15 protein-coding genes are annotated in these 17,239 nt (G+C 63.5%); 3 read left to right on the forward strand and 12 right to left on the reverse strand.

Translation table 11 applies throughout. The features are described from left to right. Nucleotides 1-26: 26 nt before the first annotated feature. Entirely contained in the window at nt 27-941 is a 915-nt protein-coding gene (argB, locus tag ABC729_RS00380; protein WP_102112038.1) for an acetylglutamate kinase, read from the reverse strand. Between the two features lie 178 nt (nt 942-1,119). On the opposite strand from argB, the gene ABC729_RS00385 reads away from it, so the two are divergent. Beyond that, complete coding sequence (locus ABC729_RS00385; protein WP_495605700.1) at nt 1,120-1,776, forward strand: glutathione S-transferase family protein; 657 nt, start codon at nt 1,120-1,122, stop codon at nt 1,774-1,776. Between the two features lie 9 nt (nt 1,777-1,785). Here ABC729_RS00385 and ABC729_RS00390 read toward each other — a convergent pair whose 3' ends face one another. From ABC729_RS00390 to ABC729_RS00420, 7 genes are all read right to left on the reverse strand, one after another. Further along, nucleotides 1,786-2,445 (reverse strand): glutathione S-transferase family protein, encoded by a 660-nt coding sequence (locus ABC729_RS00390; protein ID WP_495605701.1) that lies wholly within the window; start codon nt 2,443-2,445, stop codon nt 1,786-1,788. 78 nt (nt 2,446-2,523) lie between these two features. Next, on the reverse strand, nt 2,524-3,429 hold the full coding sequence (locus tag ABC729_RS00395; protein WP_495605702.1) for an ABC transporter ATP-binding protein: 906 nt from the start codon (nt 3,427-3,429) through the stop codon (nt 2,524-2,526). Next, a complete protein-coding gene (locus ABC729_RS00400; RefSeq protein WP_495605703.1) occupies nt 3,426-4,256 on the reverse strand; it encodes an ABC transporter ATP-binding protein in 831 nt (276 codons plus the stop codon). The genes ABC729_RS00395 and ABC729_RS00400 overlap by 4 nt, the downstream gene beginning before the upstream one ends. Then, nucleotides 4,253-5,155, reverse strand: coding sequence for an ABC transporter permease (locus tag ABC729_RS00405; RefSeq protein WP_495605704.1), 903 nt, complete (start codon nt 5,153-5,155; stop codon nt 4,253-4,255). The genes ABC729_RS00400 and ABC729_RS00405 overlap by 4 nt, the downstream gene beginning before the upstream one ends. Nucleotides 5,156-5,158: 3 nt before the next feature. Further along, nucleotides 5,159-6,136 carry an ABC transporter permease gene (locus ABC729_RS00410; RefSeq protein ID WP_054166730.1) on the reverse strand — a complete coding sequence of 326 codons (978 nt, stop codon included), beginning with the start codon at nt 6,134-6,136 and terminating at the stop codon, nt 5,159-5,161. 80 nt (nt 6,137-6,216) lie between these two features. Next, entirely contained in the window at nt 6,217-7,908 is a 1,692-nt protein-coding gene (locus ABC729_RS00415) for an ABC transporter substrate-binding protein (RefSeq protein ID WP_495605705.1), read from the reverse strand. Between the two features lie 192 nt (nt 7,909-8,100). Continuing rightward, nucleotides 8,101-9,129 (reverse strand): glycoside hydrolase family 3 N-terminal domain-containing protein, encoded by a 1,029-nt coding sequence (locus tag ABC729_RS00420; protein ID WP_495605706.1) that lies wholly within the window; start codon nt 9,127-9,129, stop codon nt 8,101-8,103. A 243-nt stretch (nt 9,130-9,372) separates the two neighbouring features. Here ABC729_RS00420 and ABC729_RS00425 point away from each other — a divergent pair, with 243 nt between their 5' ends. Next, nucleotides 9,373-10,881: a hypothetical protein gene (locus ABC729_RS00425; protein ID WP_495605707.1), complete on the forward strand. Its 1,509-nt coding sequence runs from the start codon at nt 9,373-9,375 to the stop codon at nt 10,879-10,881. Between the two features lie 3 nt (nt 10,882-10,884). Here ABC729_RS00425 and ABC729_RS00430 read toward each other — a convergent pair whose 3' ends face one another. Continuing rightward, nucleotides 10,885-11,460 carry a GFA family protein gene (locus ABC729_RS00430; RefSeq protein ID WP_495605708.1) on the reverse strand — a complete coding sequence of 192 codons (576 nt, stop codon included), beginning with the start codon at nt 11,458-11,460 and terminating at the stop codon, nt 10,885-10,887. Between the two features lie 121 nt (nt 11,461-11,581). Between ABC729_RS00430 and ABC729_RS00435 the strand changes: the two genes are divergently transcribed. Continuing rightward, the gene (locus ABC729_RS00435; RefSeq protein WP_495605709.1) at nt 11,582-14,197 is read left to right on the forward strand and encodes a TonB-dependent receptor; all 2,616 of its coding nucleotides are present in this window, start codon (nt 11,582-11,584) and stop codon (nt 14,195-14,197) included. A 180-nt stretch (nt 14,198-14,377) separates the two neighbouring features. Here ABC729_RS00435 and ABC729_RS00440 read toward each other — a convergent pair whose 3' ends face one another. Genes ABC729_RS00440 through livM form a run of 3 tightly spaced genes read right to left on the reverse strand, consistent with a single transcriptional unit; the run spans nt 14,378 to nt 17,237 of the window. Beyond that, a complete protein-coding gene (locus tag ABC729_RS00440; RefSeq protein WP_495608620.1) occupies nt 14,378-15,091 on the reverse strand; it encodes an ABC transporter ATP-binding protein in 714 nt (237 codons plus the stop codon). A 2-nt stretch (nt 15,092-15,093) separates the two neighbouring features. Next, nucleotides 15,094-15,948, reverse strand: a complete 855-nt coding sequence (gene livG / locus ABC729_RS00445; RefSeq protein ID WP_495605710.1) for a high-affinity branched-chain amino acid ABC transporter ATP-binding protein LivG — start codon at nt 15,946-15,948, stop codon at nt 15,094-15,096. Then, the gene (gene livM, locus ABC729_RS00450; protein ID WP_495605711.1) at nt 15,945-17,237 is read right to left on the reverse strand and encodes a high-affinity branched-chain amino acid ABC transporter permease LivM; all 1,293 of its coding nucleotides are present in this window, start codon (nt 17,235-17,237) and stop codon (nt 15,945-15,947) included. Before livM ends, livG begins: the two co-directional genes overlap by 4 nt. Nucleotides 17,238-17,239 lie beyond the last annotated feature (2 nt).

Below are 17,239 nucleotides of genomic sequence, written 5' to 3' on the forward strand. Positions count from 1 at the left end.
GTGGACGCCCCGACCCGACAGACCCATTACTTCTTGCCGACCAGGGTGCCGGCCCCGCCCTCGGTGAAAATTTCCAGCAGGATGGCGTGGGGCACGCGGCCATCCAGGATCACGGCCCCCTCAACGCCACCGACAACGGCGTCAATGCAGGTTTCCAGCTTGGGGATCATGCCGCCCTGGGCGGTGCCATCGGCGATGGCGGCGCGGGCGTCGGACACAGACAGTTCCGGCACCAGCTCCTTGTTCTTGTTCAGGAAACCAGCCACGTCGGTCAGCAGCAGCAGGCGCGTGGCATCCATGGCGGCGGCGATGGCACCGGCGGCCGTGTCGGCATTGATGTTGTAGGTCTGCCCATCCTCGCCGATGCCGATGGGGGCGATGACGGGGATGAAGCCGGCATTGCGCAGCTTGTGCAGGATCTGCGGGTTGATGCGGAACGGCTCGCCCACGAAGCCCAGATCAACAACCTTTTCGATATTGCTGTCGGGGTCGCGCTTGGTCCGGGTGGCCTTGCGCGCCTCGATCAGGTCGTCATCCTTGCCCGACAGGCCGATGGCGTCGCCCCCGGCATCATTGATCAGGGCCACGATCTCCTTATTGATGCTGCCGGACAGCACCATTTCGGCAATCTCCATCGTGTCCTTGTCGGTGACGCGCAGGCCGTCAATGAATTCCGACTTGATCTGCAACCGGTCCAACAGCTTGCCGATCTGTGGCCCGCCGCCATGAACCACGATGGGATAGGCACCCACCTGCTTCAGCAGCACGATGTCGTTGGCGAACTGCCGCGCCAGTTCCGGGTTGCCCATGGCGTGGCCGCCATACTTGACCACAATGATCTTGCCGTCATAACGGCGCATATAGGGCAGCGCCTCCGACAGGGTCTGTGCCTTGGCGAGCCATTCCTCGCGGGTCAGCGTCGGGGTGACGGAAACGGTCATGGGCGTGGGCTCCGGTCGGGTACTGAGGGCCAGGGATTGTGACGGGCAAACGGCGTCGTGTCTAACACCGGTGGCGGGCGGGGGCAATGCGCTTTCCCATGGGATAGTCCCATCGCGTGCTTGCGAGATTGTTCATGATGTGTTCCCTTAATGCAAAGCGTTGCCAGGGAGGCGAAACATGTCGGGTAAACCGGTGCTGTACGGGGCCACGGGCTGCGGCTCCGCCGTGGTGGAGGCGGGCTTCATCCTAGCGGGCGAAGATTACGATTATGTGGAGGCAAGCCCGTGGGAGCCGTCCGATGGCTTGACCGCGTTGAAAGCCATCAACCCGCTGGTTCAGGTGCCGACCCTGGTCCTGCCCGACGGGACGGTAATGACGGAATCGGTGGCCATCCTGATCTGGTTGATGGACCGGCATCCGGGCAAACTGGGCCCGGCGGCGGGGGACCCGCTGCGCGCCAGTTTCCTGCGTTGGCTGGTCTATCTGCCCGCCGCCATCTATCCCATGTATACGGTGCGCGATTTTGTGGATCAGTGGGTGTCGGGGGAGAAGGCGACGGGGGAGCTGAAGCAATCCACCGTCAACCGCATCCTGCTATGCTGGAAGAATATGGAAGCGGCGTTGCAGCCGGCGGCGGGCGCGTGGCTGCTGGGCACGCCGGACCTGACGGCGCTGGACCTTTATATCTGCATGATGACCCGCTGGACACCCCGGCGCGACGCCATCCGGGCGGTGGCACAGGGGATTGTGGCCGTGGCCGAGCGCGTGGACCATGATCCGCGCGTGGTGGCGCTGTGGCGGCGGCATTTCCCGGACGCGTACAAGGATTTGTAAAGCCGGACCTCAGTCCCGATCCGGTGCGCCCAGGGGGAACAGGTGCCGGTAGGGCCGCCCGCCCTCCACCGCCTTCATCACCGATGGCTGGGCCAGCAGTCGGGCACGATAGGCGCGCAGGGCCGTGTAGCCGTCGGCGATGGGGTGGGTCCAGTCGGCATAGAAAAGCGCCGGGGCGGCAGCGCAATCGGCCATGCTGAATATGTCACCCACTGCCCAGGTGCGGTTGGTCAGGTAGGTCTCCAGCCACGCGTAAGCGCGTTCCAGTTTTTCAATCGCCATGGTCATGCCGTCGCGGCGTTTCACCGGATCGCCGGTAAGGGCACCGTCCACGGCATGCTGCGCCGCATTCATCACGTGCTGATCGAAGAACCGGTCCATAAAGCGCACATCCAGAGCCATCATCGCATCATCCGGCAGGAGGCGGACGGGACCTGGATGGGCCAGATGCAGATACTCGATGATGACGCTGGTTTCCGCCAACTGCCGGTCGCCATCGACCAGCAGAGGGAATTTGCGGATCGGCCAGCGCTTCAGCCATTCCGCCGCATTGACGGGATGGTCGGGACCGAGACAGCGGAATTCGAACGGCGTCGCATTCTCCGTCAGCGCGATCAGCACCTTCTGCGTGTAGGACGAGAAGGGGTGACCAAACAGGACCAACGGCATGGCGGCAGCTCCGGCAGTGTGACCGGTCGATGGTAAGGTACGTTCGCCCGTCAAGCAATTGACTGCCCCGGCGGAAAGTTACGCCGCGAACCGCACCCAATGCCCCGGCGTCACCTCCCGCAACTCCGCCGGCCCTTCGCAGATTTCGCGCACTTGGGACGCCAGGGTGGCCAGGCTGTTGCCTTCGCCAAAGGGACTGCCCACTTCCGGCACGGCGGCCAGCAGCAGGCGGGTATAGGGGTGGCGGGGGCTGTCGATAACTTGCGCTGTGGGGCCGCGCTCCACGATGCGGCCCCGGAAGATGACGGCGGTTTCCTCGGCCACGTAGCGCGCGGTGGCGATGTCGTGGGTGATGTAGAGCATGGCGATGCCGCGGTCGCGCTTCAGGTCGCGGAACGTGTCCAGCACCGACAGGCGGATGGAGACATCAAGCATCGAGGTGGGTTCATCGGCGATCAGCACGGATGGGTTGACGGCCAGGGCGCGGGCCAGGTTCACCCGCTGCCGCTGCCCGCCGCTCATTTCATGCGGATATTTACGCAGGCTGATGGCGGGGTCCAGGTCCACGGCACGCAGCAGGTCGGCCACGGCGTCCCGCCGCTGTGCCGCCGACAGGTCGGGCCGGTGCAGGGCCAGCGGGCGGGTCAGGTGATGTTCGACATTATGCGCGGGGTTCAGGGCCGCGAACGGGTCCTGGAACACCATCTGCACGGCAGACCGGTATTCCAGAACCGCCTTGCGGCCCGTCAGGTTGGTGACGTCGCGGCCGGCATGGAAGATATGGCCGGCACTGGCCGTCAGCACATGGGTCAACAGCTTGGCGCACGTACTTTTGCCCGACCCGCTTTCCCCGACCAGGGCCAGGGCACGACCGGGATAAAGGCTGAAATCGGCGCTATCCAGCGCGCAGAAGGACCCGAAGCGCATGGTCAGGCCACGCGCCTCCAGCACGGGGCGGGTGCCCAGTTCCGGCAAACCGTTCATTGCGGCGTCTCCTTCATGCGGACCAGCGTCTCACCGGGCTTTGGGTGCAAAGGCGGGATGGAGGCCCAGAGGCGGCGTGTGTAATCCTGCTGCGGGTCGGCGATCATGGCGGATGGGGTGGACAGTTCAATCAACTGCCCCCGCAGCATGACGCCCACCCGGTCACAGAACTGGCTCATCAATGCCAGATCATGGGTGATGAACAGGACGGCGAAGCCCAGCTTGTGGCGCAGCGCCGCCACTTCCTCCAGCAGCTCCCGTTGCACCACCACATCCAGCGCGGTGGTCGGCTCGTCCATCACCACCAGCTTGGGCCGCAGCGCCAGCGCCATGGCGATGACGATGCGTTGCCGCATGCCGCCGCTGAATTGATGCGGGTAATCATCCATGCGGTCGGGCTTGATGCCGACCATCTGCAACAGCTCGGCGGTGCGGGCGCGGATGTCGGCCTTGTCCTTAATCCCATGTGCCTTGAACATGTCCGCGAACTGCGCCGATACGCGCAGGACGGGGTTCAGCGCGTTCATGGCCGATTGCAGCACGACCGACAGGTCGCGCCAACGCCAGGCGCGCAATTGCTTGTCGTTCAGGGCCAGGACATCGGTGCCGGCAAGCGTGATCGACCCGCCCGTGATGAAGGCCGGCGGCCGGTGAAGGCGGGCAATGGCGAAGGCGACCGTGCTTTTGCCGGAACCGGATTCTCCAGCCAGACCAAGCACTTCACCGGCAGAAATGTCGAAACTGACGTTTTTGACGGCGCGGGACAGGCCGTTGGGCGTGGCGTAATCGACACAGAGGTCGCGCACGGACAGGATGGGTTCGGTCATGCCCGGCCCCCTTGGTTGGAGGTGCGGTTGGTCAATGCTGCCAGCACCTTGGCCGGCACCCGCAGGGTGCGCAGGCGGGGGTTGGCGATCTCATCCACCGCGAAATTGATCAAGGACAGGCCCGACCCGAAGATGACCAGAGCCAGACAAGGGGCCGCCATTTCCCACCACGCACCCACCTGCAGGGCGGAGGTGGATTGCGCGTGATAGAGCATAGTGCCCCAGGACACGACCATCGGGTCGCCCAGTCCCAGAAACTCCATCGTCGCCTCTGTGATCACCGAGTAGAGCACGGAGCCGATGAAGTTAAAGCCGATGATGGAGATCAGGTTGGGCAGCAATTCGAACGTGATGATGCGCCATGCCGGCTCCCCCAGCAACTCGGCGGCCAGGATATAATCGCGCTGGCGCAGGGACAGGGTCTGGGCGCGGGTGACGCGCGCACCCCATCCCCAGCTGGTCAGGCCGATGATCAGGGCGATCACGAACGGCCCCGTCTGTCCGATGAAGGCAGCCAGCACCAGCATCAGGGGCAGATTGGGGATGACCAGCGAGATGTTGGTGAGAAGGTTCAGCACCTCATCCACCTTGCCGCCGAAATATCCCGCCGTGACGCCGATGGCGGTGCCCAGCACGGTCACCAGCAGGCCGGCGGCGAAACCGACAATCAGACTGGTCTGTGTGCCATGGATGGTCTGGGACAGGACATCGCGGCCCATGCGGGTCGCTCCCATCACATGTTCGGTGCTGGGCGCCTCATGCGGGCTGGCCACGCGTTGGTTGATGTCGAACGGCGCCACCAAGGGGGCCGCGAGCGCCACCAGGATGAACAGGGCCACGATGGCCGCACCGATGGCGGCCTTCCGGTTGGCGAGCAATGTGTTGAGCAGGCCGCGCATGGATCAGCCCTTCCGCAGACGGGGGTCGAGGGCGACGTAAAGCACGTCGGCGATGAAATTGGCGGTCAGCATGGCCAGCGTCATGATCAGCAGCTGACCCTGGATCAGCGGGTAATCGCGCGCCGTGATTCCCTGGAACAGGGTGTAGCCCAGGCCCGGATAGTTGAAGACCACCTCTGTCACCAGCGCGCCGCCGAAGGACGCGCCGAGCGTCATGGCAAAGCTTGTGACAGTGGGCAGCAGGGCGTTGCGCGCCGCATAGGCCATGCGCAGCCGTCGGTCGGACAGGCCCTTGGCCGTACCCAGCACGATGTAATCCTCGCCCAGCAGGTTGATCATGCTGTTGCGCATGGTGATCAGGTAGCCGCCGACCTGGGCCAGGGCCATGGTCACGATGGGCAGGAAGGCGTGTTTGAAGATTGAGCAGAAGAATTCCAGGGTGAAGCCGGGATCAATCTCCGGCTCATACGCGTACCCTGTCGGGAAGACCGGCCAGTAGATGGCGAACAGGAACAGGGCCAGCAGTGAGGTGACCAGCGGCGGCATGGCCTGCATCATCAGGGCAATGGGCGCACCGATACTGTCGAACGAACCGCCACGCCGCCAGGCGGCCAGGATGCCCGCCAGGGACCCGATGGCAAAGGCGATCAGCGAGGAGGTGAGGACCAGCATCAAGGTCCACGGCAGGGCCCGCAGCAGCACCTCATTCACCGTCAGCGGGTGGAACTTCACCGACAGGCCAAGGTCCCAGGTGAACACGCTTTTCAGGTAGGTGACGAACTGCGCCGGCCAGGGCTGATCGATGAAGCCGAAGGTCTCCTTCAGCGCGGCCAGGGCCTCGGGCGGCAGGGTGCCGCCCGCCTGGGCGAACATGATGTCGACCGGATTACCGGGCATCAGGCGCGGGATCAGGAAATTGAACGTCGCGGCGACAATGAAGGCGGCGACATAGAATCCGACCCGGCGGAGAAGGAAGGCCATGGGGGGTCCTCTCCCGAAACCGAAGATCTGAAGGAAAACGGATGTAAGGGGTTCGATGGGGGCCGGACAGCCCCTATGGATCAGCCGCCGCCATTCACCGGCTCCAGCGCCAGCAGATGCAGCAGCCGTTCCGGCGTGCCATCGAACACATCGGGCCGGGCCACCGGATTATCGGCGTTGAACCAGCCCCTGAAGCGTTTCGTGTTGTATTCGTACCAGATCGGGTTGCTGAACAGCGGCACATAGGGCGTGTTGGCGGCCAGGATCATCTGCACCTTGTCCATCGACCGGCGCTGTTCATCCGGGTCGATGGTGGCGACGAAGGCGTCCAGTGCCGCGTTCAGTTCCGGGTTGTTGAAGCGTGTGGGTGCCGTCCGCGTCTTGCCGGAGAAGCGGGAATGGAAGCCGGTATCGTAGGAACGATGCGGCGTCTCGCCTGTGAAATAGCCGTTGATGGCCATGTCATAATCGCCCTGAATCAGCTTCTGTGCCCAGCTTGCCGGTTCGGGCGTGGAGACGCGGACATTGATGCCGATGGCGTTCAGCCCCTCCACCACCAACTGGGTGGTGTTCACCCAGTCGGTCCAGCCATTGGGGGCCAGGATGTCAAAGCGGATGGGCTTGCCATCGGGATTGTCGACATAGCCGTCACCATCCACGTCACGGAAGCCGCTTTCGGCCAACAGGGCGCGGGCGCCATCCTTGTCGTACTTGGCGAACTTGCCAAACTGCCGTTCGGCATCCTGGTTCACCCAGTCCTGATAAAGACGGCCCAGGCCGGACGCATATTCATTGACGATGGGATAGCCATAGCCTGCGATATCCACGATGGCGCGGCGGTCCATGGCCATGCTGACGGCCCGGCGGAAATTCACATTGCGGAAGGCCGCGCGGTTGCCGGAATTCGGGCTGTCGAAATTGAAATTCACCGCGACGGTGCCGCCGGGCGGGAACCAGTAGCGGTGATGTACCGGATCAGCGGCAACGTAAGTGCGCTCAATATCCGGCATGAAGGCCCCGAACCAGTCCAGCTTGCCATTACGGGCGGCGGCCAGAAGCTGTTCATTATTGCCGATCTGCGGGAAGGACAGGCAATCGACCTTCAGGCTGGCGGCATCCCAGTAATGGGGGTTCCGGCATTGCACATAAAGCTGGTTGGTGAAGCGCCGCACCTCCGTCATCGGGCCAGTGCCCACGGGATCGGGGTTGGTGAAGGTGACGGGGTCCGCCACCTTCGACCAGATATGCTTGGGCACCACCGGGATGCGGGCCAGCTCATACAGGCTGTTGGCGTTCACGCGCTTCAGCGTGAAGACCACGGTATGGGCGTCCGGCGCCTCCACGGCGGCCAGCCGTTCCCAGATATCCAGCGTGTCCAGCGCCTTGAAGCGCTTGAACATCTCATAGGTGAAAACGACGTCCTGCGCCGTGAAGGGCTGTCCGTCGGACCAGAGCACGCCGTCACGCAAGCTGAAGGTCAGCTTCAACAGGTCCTTGGAGAAATCGTACCCCGTCGCCAGCCGGTAGTGGGGCCGGCCATTATGCAGGGTGTTGAAGATGATCAGGGGTTCGTAGGCGAATTCCCGCGCGCTGTAGAGCCGCGTAGTTTCATTATACGGGTTGAAGTTGCGCACCCAGCCGGTGGAGAAATTGGCCACGACCGTCAGCGTGGACGGGTTATCCAGTGGGGCGGCCTGGGCCATCGCCTCTGTTGTGCCCGCCGCTGCCGGCAGCAGTGCCGCCAGCGCGGCAAGGTTGCGGAAAAACTTCATCCCGTTGACCCCTGTTGTCCCGGCCGGCCCCCTTGTTTCGGGCCTGTTCCGTTTGCACGACTGTCGGGCAGACATACCCGGCAGGGCTACACTCAACTTCGTTGATTTCGTCGTTCACCGCCATTATCGGCGGGGTTTTTGCTGCAAATGGACGGATTGTTACCCGGCAATCCGCCCATTTGTACGTTCCCGTCAGGCCAGTGCCAGCAAGCCGGCGATTTCTTCCAAGGTCCCGGCGACATCGACCATGGCACCGGCGGGTGGCAGGGGGCGGGCCAGACGGGCGGCTGCCGCTTCGGTCAGGGGCTTCACGGCAGCCGCGATGGGGGTCCATTCATCCACATCGCCATGGCTGGACAGGACAATATCCACGCCCGCATCCTGTACGGCGGCGGCCCGTTCGGCCAGGGTTCCGCCAAGGCTTTCCATATAGATGCAGTCGGAGATCAGGACGCCATCAAAGCCGATACGGTCACGGATGAGCATCTGCACGGCATCCTTTGAGATGGTGGCGGGGTTCCGGGCATCCACGCCCGTATAGACGACATGGGCGACCATGGCCCAGGGGGCGGTGCGGTTCAGGCGGGCGAAGGGCAGGAAATCTGTGCGGTCCAGCTCCGACAGATCAGTATCGACAAAGGGTCGGTCCTTGTGGCTGTCCACCAGGGCGCGGCCATGGCCGGGAATATGCTTGATGATCGGTGTGACGCCCACCGATGCCATGCCATCCATGAAGGCGCGGGCCAGGACGGTCACCACCTCCGGGTCGCTGCCAAAGGCGCGTTCGCCGATGACCGGGTCGGCTCCGGTCACGGGCACATCGGCCAGCGGGGCGCAATCGACAGTCACCCCGTGCTGACGCAGCAGCGTACCGATGGCGGCCCCGTTCAGGCGGGTGGCGCGCAGGCCCGCCAGCGCATCCCTTGCATAAAGACGGCCAAAGGCGGCAGGGGCGGGGAAGGCGGGCCAGACCGGCGGTTCCATCCGCTGATGCTCGCCACCCTCGAAATCGATCAGGATGGGGGCGTCGGCACGGCCCACGGCATTGCGGAAATCATCGCACAGGCGGCGCACCTGATCCGGGCTTTCGCAGTTCCGCTTGAACAGGATCAGGCCCAGCGGGTTCGCGTCGCGGTAAAATGCCTTCTGATCGGCGTTCAGAACCGGATCGGGGGCGCCAAAAATGACGGCCAGGGGCCGCGACGGGGCGAAGGAAGCCATGATGCCATGCCTTGCGGTGATGTCCGGGGAAGGGGCCCTGGCCGCGACTGTTGCGCGAATGCCCAGGCTCAGCGCAAAGCCTTGATCCGCCCCGCCGATCCGATCAAGCCCTCCTTGCCGGATCAACGAAATTGACGGTATGGTGACGGGCATGTGCGGGGGATGGCGCTATAAGTCCCTGGTGAACACACCGAAACCATAGAACAGCACAATGCGCGGTAAAGACGCCAGGGGGCATGCAAGGTGGGATTTTCCAGACCGGATGTAAAGGCGGCCCTGAAACTTGGCGGACCCCTTGTCGCTGTGCTGGTGGCTGCGCTGTTTTTCCTGTCCATGGCCGTCGATGACAAGGTCGATATTCAGATCGACAATGCCAACCGCAGCGTTGAACGCGAATTGACCACACTGGTCCAGAACGCGCGCAGCCAAAGCTCGGCCTTCGCTTCCACCAGTTTCATCGGCTATTCGGTGGGCCGTTATTACGGCTTCGCCTCGGCCTTTCAGCAGATATCGCCCGATCCGGAACGGGCGGCGGCGCTGCTGCGCTCCACCTACCCGCCGGGAGATGCCCCGCCGGCGGAAATTCCGGCGGCGCTGACGGCCTATGCTGCTGTGCATGACCGATTCCATGCCAGTTTCCGTGACCTTCTGGCCTCCACCGTCTTTGACGATCTCTACCTGATCGACCGGTTCGGGCGCGTTGTTTATTCCTTGCGCAAGGATGCCGCCTTCGGCGCCGATCTGGCCGCCGCGCGGCAGCGGGAATCGGCACTGGGCACGCTTTTCCGGGAGGTGATGGGCCGGTTGCCGCAGGCGCAGACGCCTGAACAGGTGATGGTGCTGACCCAGCCCCTGCCGCTGGATCAGGGACATGGCATGCTGTTGGGCCGACCCGTGGTGCGCCATGGCACGGTCGAAGGTGTCGTGGTTTTCCGGGTGCCGATCGGCAAGGTTCAGGAACGGCTGGCCCGGTTGACCCAGGACGGGGTCGGATTCGCCCTGCTGGACGGGGCCGGCAACATGGTGACCAGCGCACCCGCCGGGGAAAAGCTGAAAGGCTGGTCACGGCAGGAGGCGCGGGTTCTGGAGGATGGCGGCTGGCGTTATGTCGTGCTGTCTGACGGTGCCAAACTGGCGGGTGGACTCATTTATATAAGGTGGCTGCTGCTGCTGGCCGGTTTCGGCGCCATCACCCTGTTCATGAAGGCTTTTCGGGAACCGCCGCCGGCCACGGATGCCGGGGGCTTTGTGCCGGTCGGTCCCTCGGCCCCGCTGGATGTGGCACCGCCCGTTTCCGTGCCGACTGCACCGGTGGAACGGGCTGATTCTCCGCCTGCTCCGCCGGCACCGGTTCCAGCCCCCGTGGCCGAGGAACCGGAACATCATGATCATGTGGATGAAGGCGATCATGCGGCCGCCCTGGATGCCGATGAAGGCTATCGCCGCTGCCTTGTCGATGTCATGACCCTGGCGCTGGATTACTGGCAGAAGGCCAAGCGCAAGGGGAAGATCGAACTGGCGGAGGAAAGCGGGCTTTGGCGTGTCTATATGGACCGGTCTTCGCTGCAAACCCGCACGCTGGACAAATATCTGCTGGTCGAGACCCTGCCCCGCAACCCACGCTGGCGCGATGTCGTCCGCACCGCTGAATATGTGTTGCGTCATTGCGGGGAGCCGCAGGGCGAGCGCGAGACGCTGTCGGTAGCGCTGGGCCGGTTGAAACAGCATCTGAAGCAGGCTGAGCGGGTTTGAGTGTCAGGAACCTGCCCGCCCTTTGGGGAAGCAGGGCAGACCGTCATCCAGCCGAATCCAGGGCACCGCACTTTGCGTCCAGATATGAAATCCCGGCGTCACGCAACCGGGATCGTCCAGGGTGGCGAGGTTGACGGAGAGGGCGGTAGCCCCGTCGGCGTCGCGATATTCGATCTGGGTCCCGCAATCCGGGCAGAAGCGGCGCTCCCCCTGTGGGCTGGAGCGCCAGACCTTTGGCGATGCGGCGGTGTAGCGCCATTGTGCCAATGGCACGTCGGCGAAGGCCACCATTGGCGCGCCGGTTGAGTGTTGGCATATCCGGCAGTGGCAATAGCCAGCCCCTGTGGGCGCCGTGGCCGCTTCATACCGGACATGGCCGCAGGCGCATCCCCCTGTCCACATCGTGCCTTCCCCGCTAATAGAGAGCGATCCCGCTGTCACCCCGGACCCCCCAATTCGGGGCGACTCCAGTAGAGATAATGTAATGTTACAGTTCCAACCTGAAATCAGAAACAAAATTCCGTCTTTTTCCGTCATTTTCGGCGTTCTGCCGGAACCGACCTTTCGGAAATCCCGCATTCCGCTTTCCTGAAGCCCACCAGCCGGGAGCAACCCGACGCGTTCGGGGACCCCGCAACGGAAATCGTGCCAGCGACAGCGCCAAGGCACGGGGAACAGGGCTTACGAGGAGGCAAAGGTCATGCAGTTCAAGAAAATGCTCATGCGGGGTACCGCCAGCGCGATCGCCATGATGGTCATCGCCGCGACGGCGCCGGCGCAGAGCGCTCCGGCGGCCGAAGGCACGCTGGACGAGATCGTCGTTACCGGCATCCGCGCCAGCCTGGTGCAGTCGATCAATACGAAGCGCAATGCCGACGCCATCGTCGACGCCATCTCCGCCGAAGATATCGGCAAGTTCCCCGACAAGAATGTCGCTGAATCGCTGTCCCACCTGCCGGGCGTGCAGGTTGACCGTGATTTCGGTGAAGGCGAGCGTGTCGCCATTCGCGGCACTGACCCGGCCCTGAACCGCACCCTGCTGAACGGGCAGACCGTTGCCTCCACCGACTGGTTCATCCTGGATGCGCCGGGCCGTACCTTCAACTATTCCATGCTGGCACCCGAAGTGGTCGGTCAGTTGGAAGTGTACAAGTCGCCGGAGGCCCGCATCGACGAAGGCTCCATCGGCGGCACCGTGATCCTGCACACCCGCCGTCCGCTGGACCTGAAGCCGCTGACGCTGAACGCGTCGGTGGAATACGCGTACAATGACCGCTCGGACAAGGGTTCGCCCAACGCGTCGGGCCTGATCTCCTGGGCCAACGACGCCTCCACCTTCGGTATCCTGGCCTCGGTCACGCATCAGGTGCAGGATGTCCGCCGCGACGGCTTTGAAAGCCTGGGTTACCCGACGGTGACCCTGCCCAACGGCACCAAGGCGATCATGCCCAACGTGATCAACTCTGCCCTGTTCACACAGAAGCGGGAGCGCACCGGCGGCACGCTGGCCATCCAGGCCAAGCCCAGCGACAATCTGGAGATCAACGCCACCGGCCTGTATGTCAAGGGCACCTACGACAACCTCAACCAGAGCCGCTACTACTTCAATAACTTCCGTGGCGCGCCCAACAACGCCGTCGTGAAGAATGGCGTGGTTGTCGGCGGTTCCTACACCAATGCCGGTACGCCGACCGCCGGTTTGATGCTGCTGGACGCCATTGCGCGCGAAAGCACCATCGAGACCTACGCCACCGACCTGAAGCTCGATTATACGGGCGACGCACTGAAGGCCAGCTTCCAGGGCGGCTATACCAAGTCGACCGGCGGCACCAAACAGCAATATTTCGGCGAGTTCGAGCAGCTGGTCGGCTACAGCTTCGACATTTCCGGTACGAACGGTCTGGCTTCCGTCACCCCGCAGATCCCGTCCACCAGCAATGCCGGCACCACGCTGGGCTTTGCCCAGCTGCGCCAGCAGCCGACCTCGGACGAGGAGACCTATGCCCAGGCCGACTTCACCCGCGATGTCGAATGGGGCCTGCTGAACTCCGTGAAGTTCGGCGTGAAGTACCGCACCCATGAGACCACCCAGGATGCCAAGCTGCGCCGCGTGAATGGTGCTGCTACCCCGGTTGACGGTTTTGTCGGTGGTTCCACCCCGTCCGGCTATCTGGGCGGCATCAATGTCAATGACACGATGAAGAACTGGAACACGATCAGCGCCGATAAGCTGAAGACCTGGTTCCTGGGCCGCCCGGCCTCGGGCTATGTCGATGCCGCTTATTTCGATTATCTGCCGGCGCAGTTCTCCGTGTCCGAAGACATCTGGGCCGGTTACACGCAGCTGGGCTTTGAGACCGAAGGCTTCCGCGGCAATGTTGGCGTTCGCTATGTCCATACCGACCAGACGTCGGAAGGCCGCCGTGACCGTCTGGGTGGCCAGTTCGGCCCGCCCATCGTTCCGGCCTCGCAGATTGAAGCCATCTCGCTGAAGAAGTCCTATGATGACTTCCTCCCGAACATCAATCTGACCTTCGACCTGGACCCCAAGACGGTGCTGCGTCTGTCCGGTTCGCGCGTCATGGCGCGCGCCAACTATGCTGACCTGTCCACCTTCCTGGAAACCAACAACACGCTGCACACGGCCAGCGGCGGTAACCCGAACCTGGACCCGTACCGCGCCAACAATTTCGACGCCTCGATCGAATATTATCTCGACAAGGTGTCGCTGCTGTCGGCCACGCTGTTCTACAAGGATATCGGCTCCTACATCTATCGTGCGACCAGCACGGAGATGCTGATCAACACCGATACCAACCCGCTGACCAACCCCGGCGGCACCACCGTTCCGCAGGCCTTTGAAGTCAGCCGTCCGCGCAATGGCGGCTCGGCCGAGATCAAGGGCATTGAACTGGCGTATCGCGGTGACGTGTACGAGAATTTCGGCATCGAAGCCTCTTACACCTATGCCGACAGCGAGACGGCGGATGCCTCCGTGGCCCTGCCGTTCAGCTCCAAGCATTCCTTCTCGCTGACTCCTTACTATGAAGACGAGATGTTCAGCGCGCGGGTCACCTACTCCTACCGCTCCAAGTATTTCCGCGAAGTCAACCGCGCCACCTCGGTGATCAACGACAGCTATAATCAGCTTGACGCGTCGCTGACCGTCAATGTCACCGAACAGGTGGCCCTGACGGCGCAGGCCCAGAACCTGCTGGACGAGACGCAGTACCAGTATGTCGGTAACCGGGATGTCCCGTTCGCCGCCTACAAGAACGGCCGCCGCTTCTTCGGTGGCGTCCGCTTCTCCTACTAAGTCAGTACGCGTACCGGGGGCCTCAAGATTGCGAGGCCCCCTTGGTTCCTCTCTCCCTTATTGAGGCATCTCCCGACCTTTCCCGGCCCTCCGCAAAGAGGGTCGGGTTTTTCTTTTGGGCATAAGAAAAGCGCATGGAACGGGTCCATGCGCTTTTCTCCAACACACCAATTGGGGAACTCAGTGCGACCCGCCCTCCAGATAGGCAGCGCGCACTTCTGGATTGGCCAGAAGTTCCTGGCCCGCCCCTTCCATCACCACCTGACCCTGGGCCAGCACATAGGCGCGGTGGGCCAGTTTCAGGGCGTGATAGGCATTCTGCTCAACCAGCAGGATGGTCATGCCGCGCGTCTTGTTCAGGTCGGCGATGACGTCGAAGATGCGGCGGATGATCAAAGGGGCCAGACCCAGCGACGGCTCATCCAGCAGCAGCAGGCGCGGCCGGCTCATCAAGGCGCGGGAGATGGCCAGCATCTGCTGCTCACCACCCGACAGCGTGCCCGCCCGTTGATCCCGGCGCTTGGCCAGGATGGGGAACAGGTCCAGGCAATAGGCGGCGTCTTCGTCAAAATGCGCCGGGTTGCCCAGGGTGGCCCCCAGTTGCAGGTTCTCGAACACTGTCATGCGCGGGAAAATGCGCCGTCCCTCCGGCACCTGGGCGATGCCCAGCTTGGCCGTTTCATGCGGGGGCAGGTCGTTGATGATCTGCCCATCGAACATGATGCTGCCAGATGCGGGTTTCGGCTGACCACAGATGGTCATCAGCAGGGTGGATTTGCCGGCCCCATTGGCCCCGATCAGGGTGACGATCTCCCCCTGATTGACATGAACATCGACGCCGCGCAGCGCCTCGATGGGGCCGTAATTGGTGCGGACCCCCGTCAGTTGCAGCAGGCTCATGCCCGGCCTCCTTCCTGTCCGGCCATGTCGTCGGCGACGATGGCGGGCAGTTCTTCTTCATCCGGCTCGCCCAGATAGGCCTTGATCACGCGCTCATCGCTGCGGATCTGCTCTGGCGTGCCCTCGGCGATCTTGCGGCCATATTCGACGACATGGATGCGGTCGGAAATGCCCATGACCAGCCCCATGTCATGCTCGATCAGCAGGATGCCGATCTTGAATTCCTCCCGGATGCCTTGCAGCAACTCGCCCAGCACGCCGGTTTCCTTCGGGTTCAGGCCGGCGGCGGGTTCGTCCAGGCAGAGCAGCAGCGGATTGGTGTTCATGGCGCGGGCAATTTCCACCCGGCGCTGTACGCCGTAGGAGAGGTTGCCCGCCTCTTCATCCGCCACCGATGTCAGGTCCAGCCGTTCGATCCAGAAGCGGGCGCGGTCGATGGCTTCCTTCTCTGCGGCACGCCAGCCCTTCAGGCCGAGAAGGCCCGCCACGCCGAAGGCCGCCTTCTTCATCAGCCCTACATGCTGGGCCACCAGCAGGTTTTCCAGCACGGTCATGCGCGGGAACAGGCGGATATTCTGGAAGGTGCGGACCACGCCATGGCGCGATACCTGATAACCGGGCAGGGACTGAAGCGACACGGGCGCATGGTCCGGCCGGTTCAGGGTCAGTTCACCCGATGTCGGCTTATAAAAGCCGGTCAGGCAGTTGAAGATGGTGGTCTTGCCGGCCCCGTTGGGGCCGATCAGGGCCGTGATCTGGTTGGTTTCAGCCGTCAGGTTGACGCCGTCGACGGCCACCAGACCGCCGAACCGCATGGTCAGGCCCGTGACGGACAGCAAAGGCGCGTTCATGCCGCGTCTCCCTTCTGGCTGGACAGGCGGATGGTGGGCACGCGCTGTGACAGCAACCCGCCTGGACGCCAGACCATGATGGCGATCATGGCAATGCCGAACACGATCATGCGGAAATCGGCAAACTCACGGCCCACTTCGGGCAGCAGCACGATGAACAGGGCCGCAATGACCACGCCGATCTGGCTGCCCAGCCCGCCCAGGACCACGATGGCCAGGATCAGGGCGCTTTCCATGAAGGTGAAGCTTTCCGGCGACACGAACCCCTGACGCGCCGCGAAGAAGCAGCCGGCGAACCCGCCCAGCATGCCGCCCACCGCATAGGCCGAGACCTTGGACGCAGTCGGGTTGATACCCAGCGAACGGCAGGCGATTTCGTCCTCACGCAGGGCTTCCCAGGCGCGGCCCACGGGCAGGGCGCGCAGCCGCTTGATCACCCAGGCGGCACCCAGCACCAGCGTCAGCGCAATGAAATAGAGGAAGATCAGCCGGTGTTCGCCGGAAAAATCGATGCCCGTCAACTGATGAAAAGAGGTCAGGCCTTCAGGTGGGCGCTTGTCGAAGGACATGCCGAACAGGCTGGGGCGCGGAATGCCGGAGATACCGGCGGGCCCGCCCGTAAAGCTCTGCCAGTTCAAGATCACGATGCGCGTAATCTCGCCAAAGCCCAGGGTCACGATGGCCAGATAATCCCCGCGCAGACGCAGGATGGGCAGGGATAGCAGCACGCCGAACAGCGCCGCGATCAAACCCGACAGCGGCAGGCAGATCCAGAAGCCCCAGCCCAGCGTCGTGGACAGGATGGCAAAGCTGTAGGCGCCGATGGCGTAGAAGGCGACGAAGCCCAGATCCAGCAGACCCGCCAGACCCACGGTCACATTCAAGCCCATGCCCAGCAACACATAGATCAGCACGGTCGTGCCGACATCCATGATGTAGCGGTCGGAAAAGGGCATGAAGGGTAGGGTGATGGCGAACAGCGTGATGCCAATGGCGAAGCCCTTTGACAGTTTGGCCGTCAGGGCGTCGTCACGCTTCGGCTTGGTGCCGGCAGCCTGTTTCGGCTTGGCTGCCCGGTGGGCGGCCAGCGCGTCCCGCAGCAGCGCCGAGATGAAGCTTCCGCCCAGCACGATCAGGCCGGACCAGAAGACCCAGGGCCAGCGCTGTTCCACGATCAGCCCCTGATCGGTGGAGACGGTGTGCAGGCCGATGAAGGGCACGGCCAGGACCATGGCGACCAGGCCGGCGATGATGCTGGCCTTCAGATGGTTTTGAATCGGGGTGGCCATGG

The sequence above is a fragment of the Niveispirillum sp. CC-CTL257 genome (assembly GCF_059489915.1).

What these genes read in the sequence shown, in the direction of transcription:
- ABC729_RS00385 (WP_495605700.1), top strand. Translation starts at nt 1,120, where the DNA reads ATGTCGGGTAAACCGGTGCTGTACGGGGCCACGGGCTGCGGCTCCGCC.
- ABC729_RS00400 (WP_495605703.1), bottom strand. Translation starts at nt 4,256, where the DNA reads ATGACCGAACCCATCCTGTCCGTGCGCGACCTCTGTGTCGATTACGCC.
- ABC729_RS00390 (WP_495605701.1), bottom strand. Translation starts at nt 2,445, where the DNA reads ATGCCGTTGGTCCTGTTTGGTCACCCCTTCTCGTCCTACACGCAGAAG.
- ABC729_RS00430 (WP_495605708.1), bottom strand. Translation starts at nt 11,460, where the DNA reads ATGCGGGATTTCCGAAAGGTCGGTTCCGGCAGAACGCCGAAAATGACG.
- ABC729_RS00435 (WP_495605709.1), top strand. Translation starts at nt 11,582, where the DNA reads ATGCAGTTCAAGAAAATGCTCATGCGGGGTACCGCCAGCGCGATCGCC.
- ABC729_RS00405 (WP_495605704.1), bottom strand. Translation starts at nt 5,155, where the DNA reads ATGCGCGGCCTGCTCAACACATTGCTCGCCAACCGGAAGGCCGCCATC.
- ABC729_RS00410 (WP_054166730.1), bottom strand. Translation starts at nt 6,136, where the DNA reads ATGGCCTTCCTTCTCCGCCGGGTCGGATTCTATGTCGCCGCCTTCATT.
- argB (WP_102112038.1), bottom strand. Translation starts at nt 941, where the DNA reads ATGACCGTTTCCGTCACCCCGACGCTGACCCGCGAGGAATGGCTCGCC.
- ABC729_RS00420 (WP_495605706.1), bottom strand. Translation starts at nt 9,129, where the DNA reads ATGGCTTCCTTCGCCCCGTCGCGGCCCCTGGCCGTCATTTTTGGCGCC.
- ABC729_RS00415 (WP_495605705.1), bottom strand. Translation starts at nt 7,908, where the DNA reads ATGAAGTTTTTCCGCAACCTTGCCGCGCTGGCGGCACTGCTGCCGGCA.
- ABC729_RS00395 (WP_495605702.1), bottom strand. Translation starts at nt 3,429, where the DNA reads ATGAACGGTTTGCCGGAACTGGGCACCCGCCCCGTGCTGGAGGCGCGT.
- livM (WP_495605711.1), bottom strand. Translation starts at nt 17,237, where the DNA reads ATGGCCACCCCGATTCAAAACCATCTGAAGGCCAGCATCATCGCCGGC.
- livG (WP_495605710.1), bottom strand. Translation starts at nt 15,948, where the DNA reads ATGAACGCGCCTTTGCTGTCCGTCACGGGCCTGACCATGCGGTTCGGC.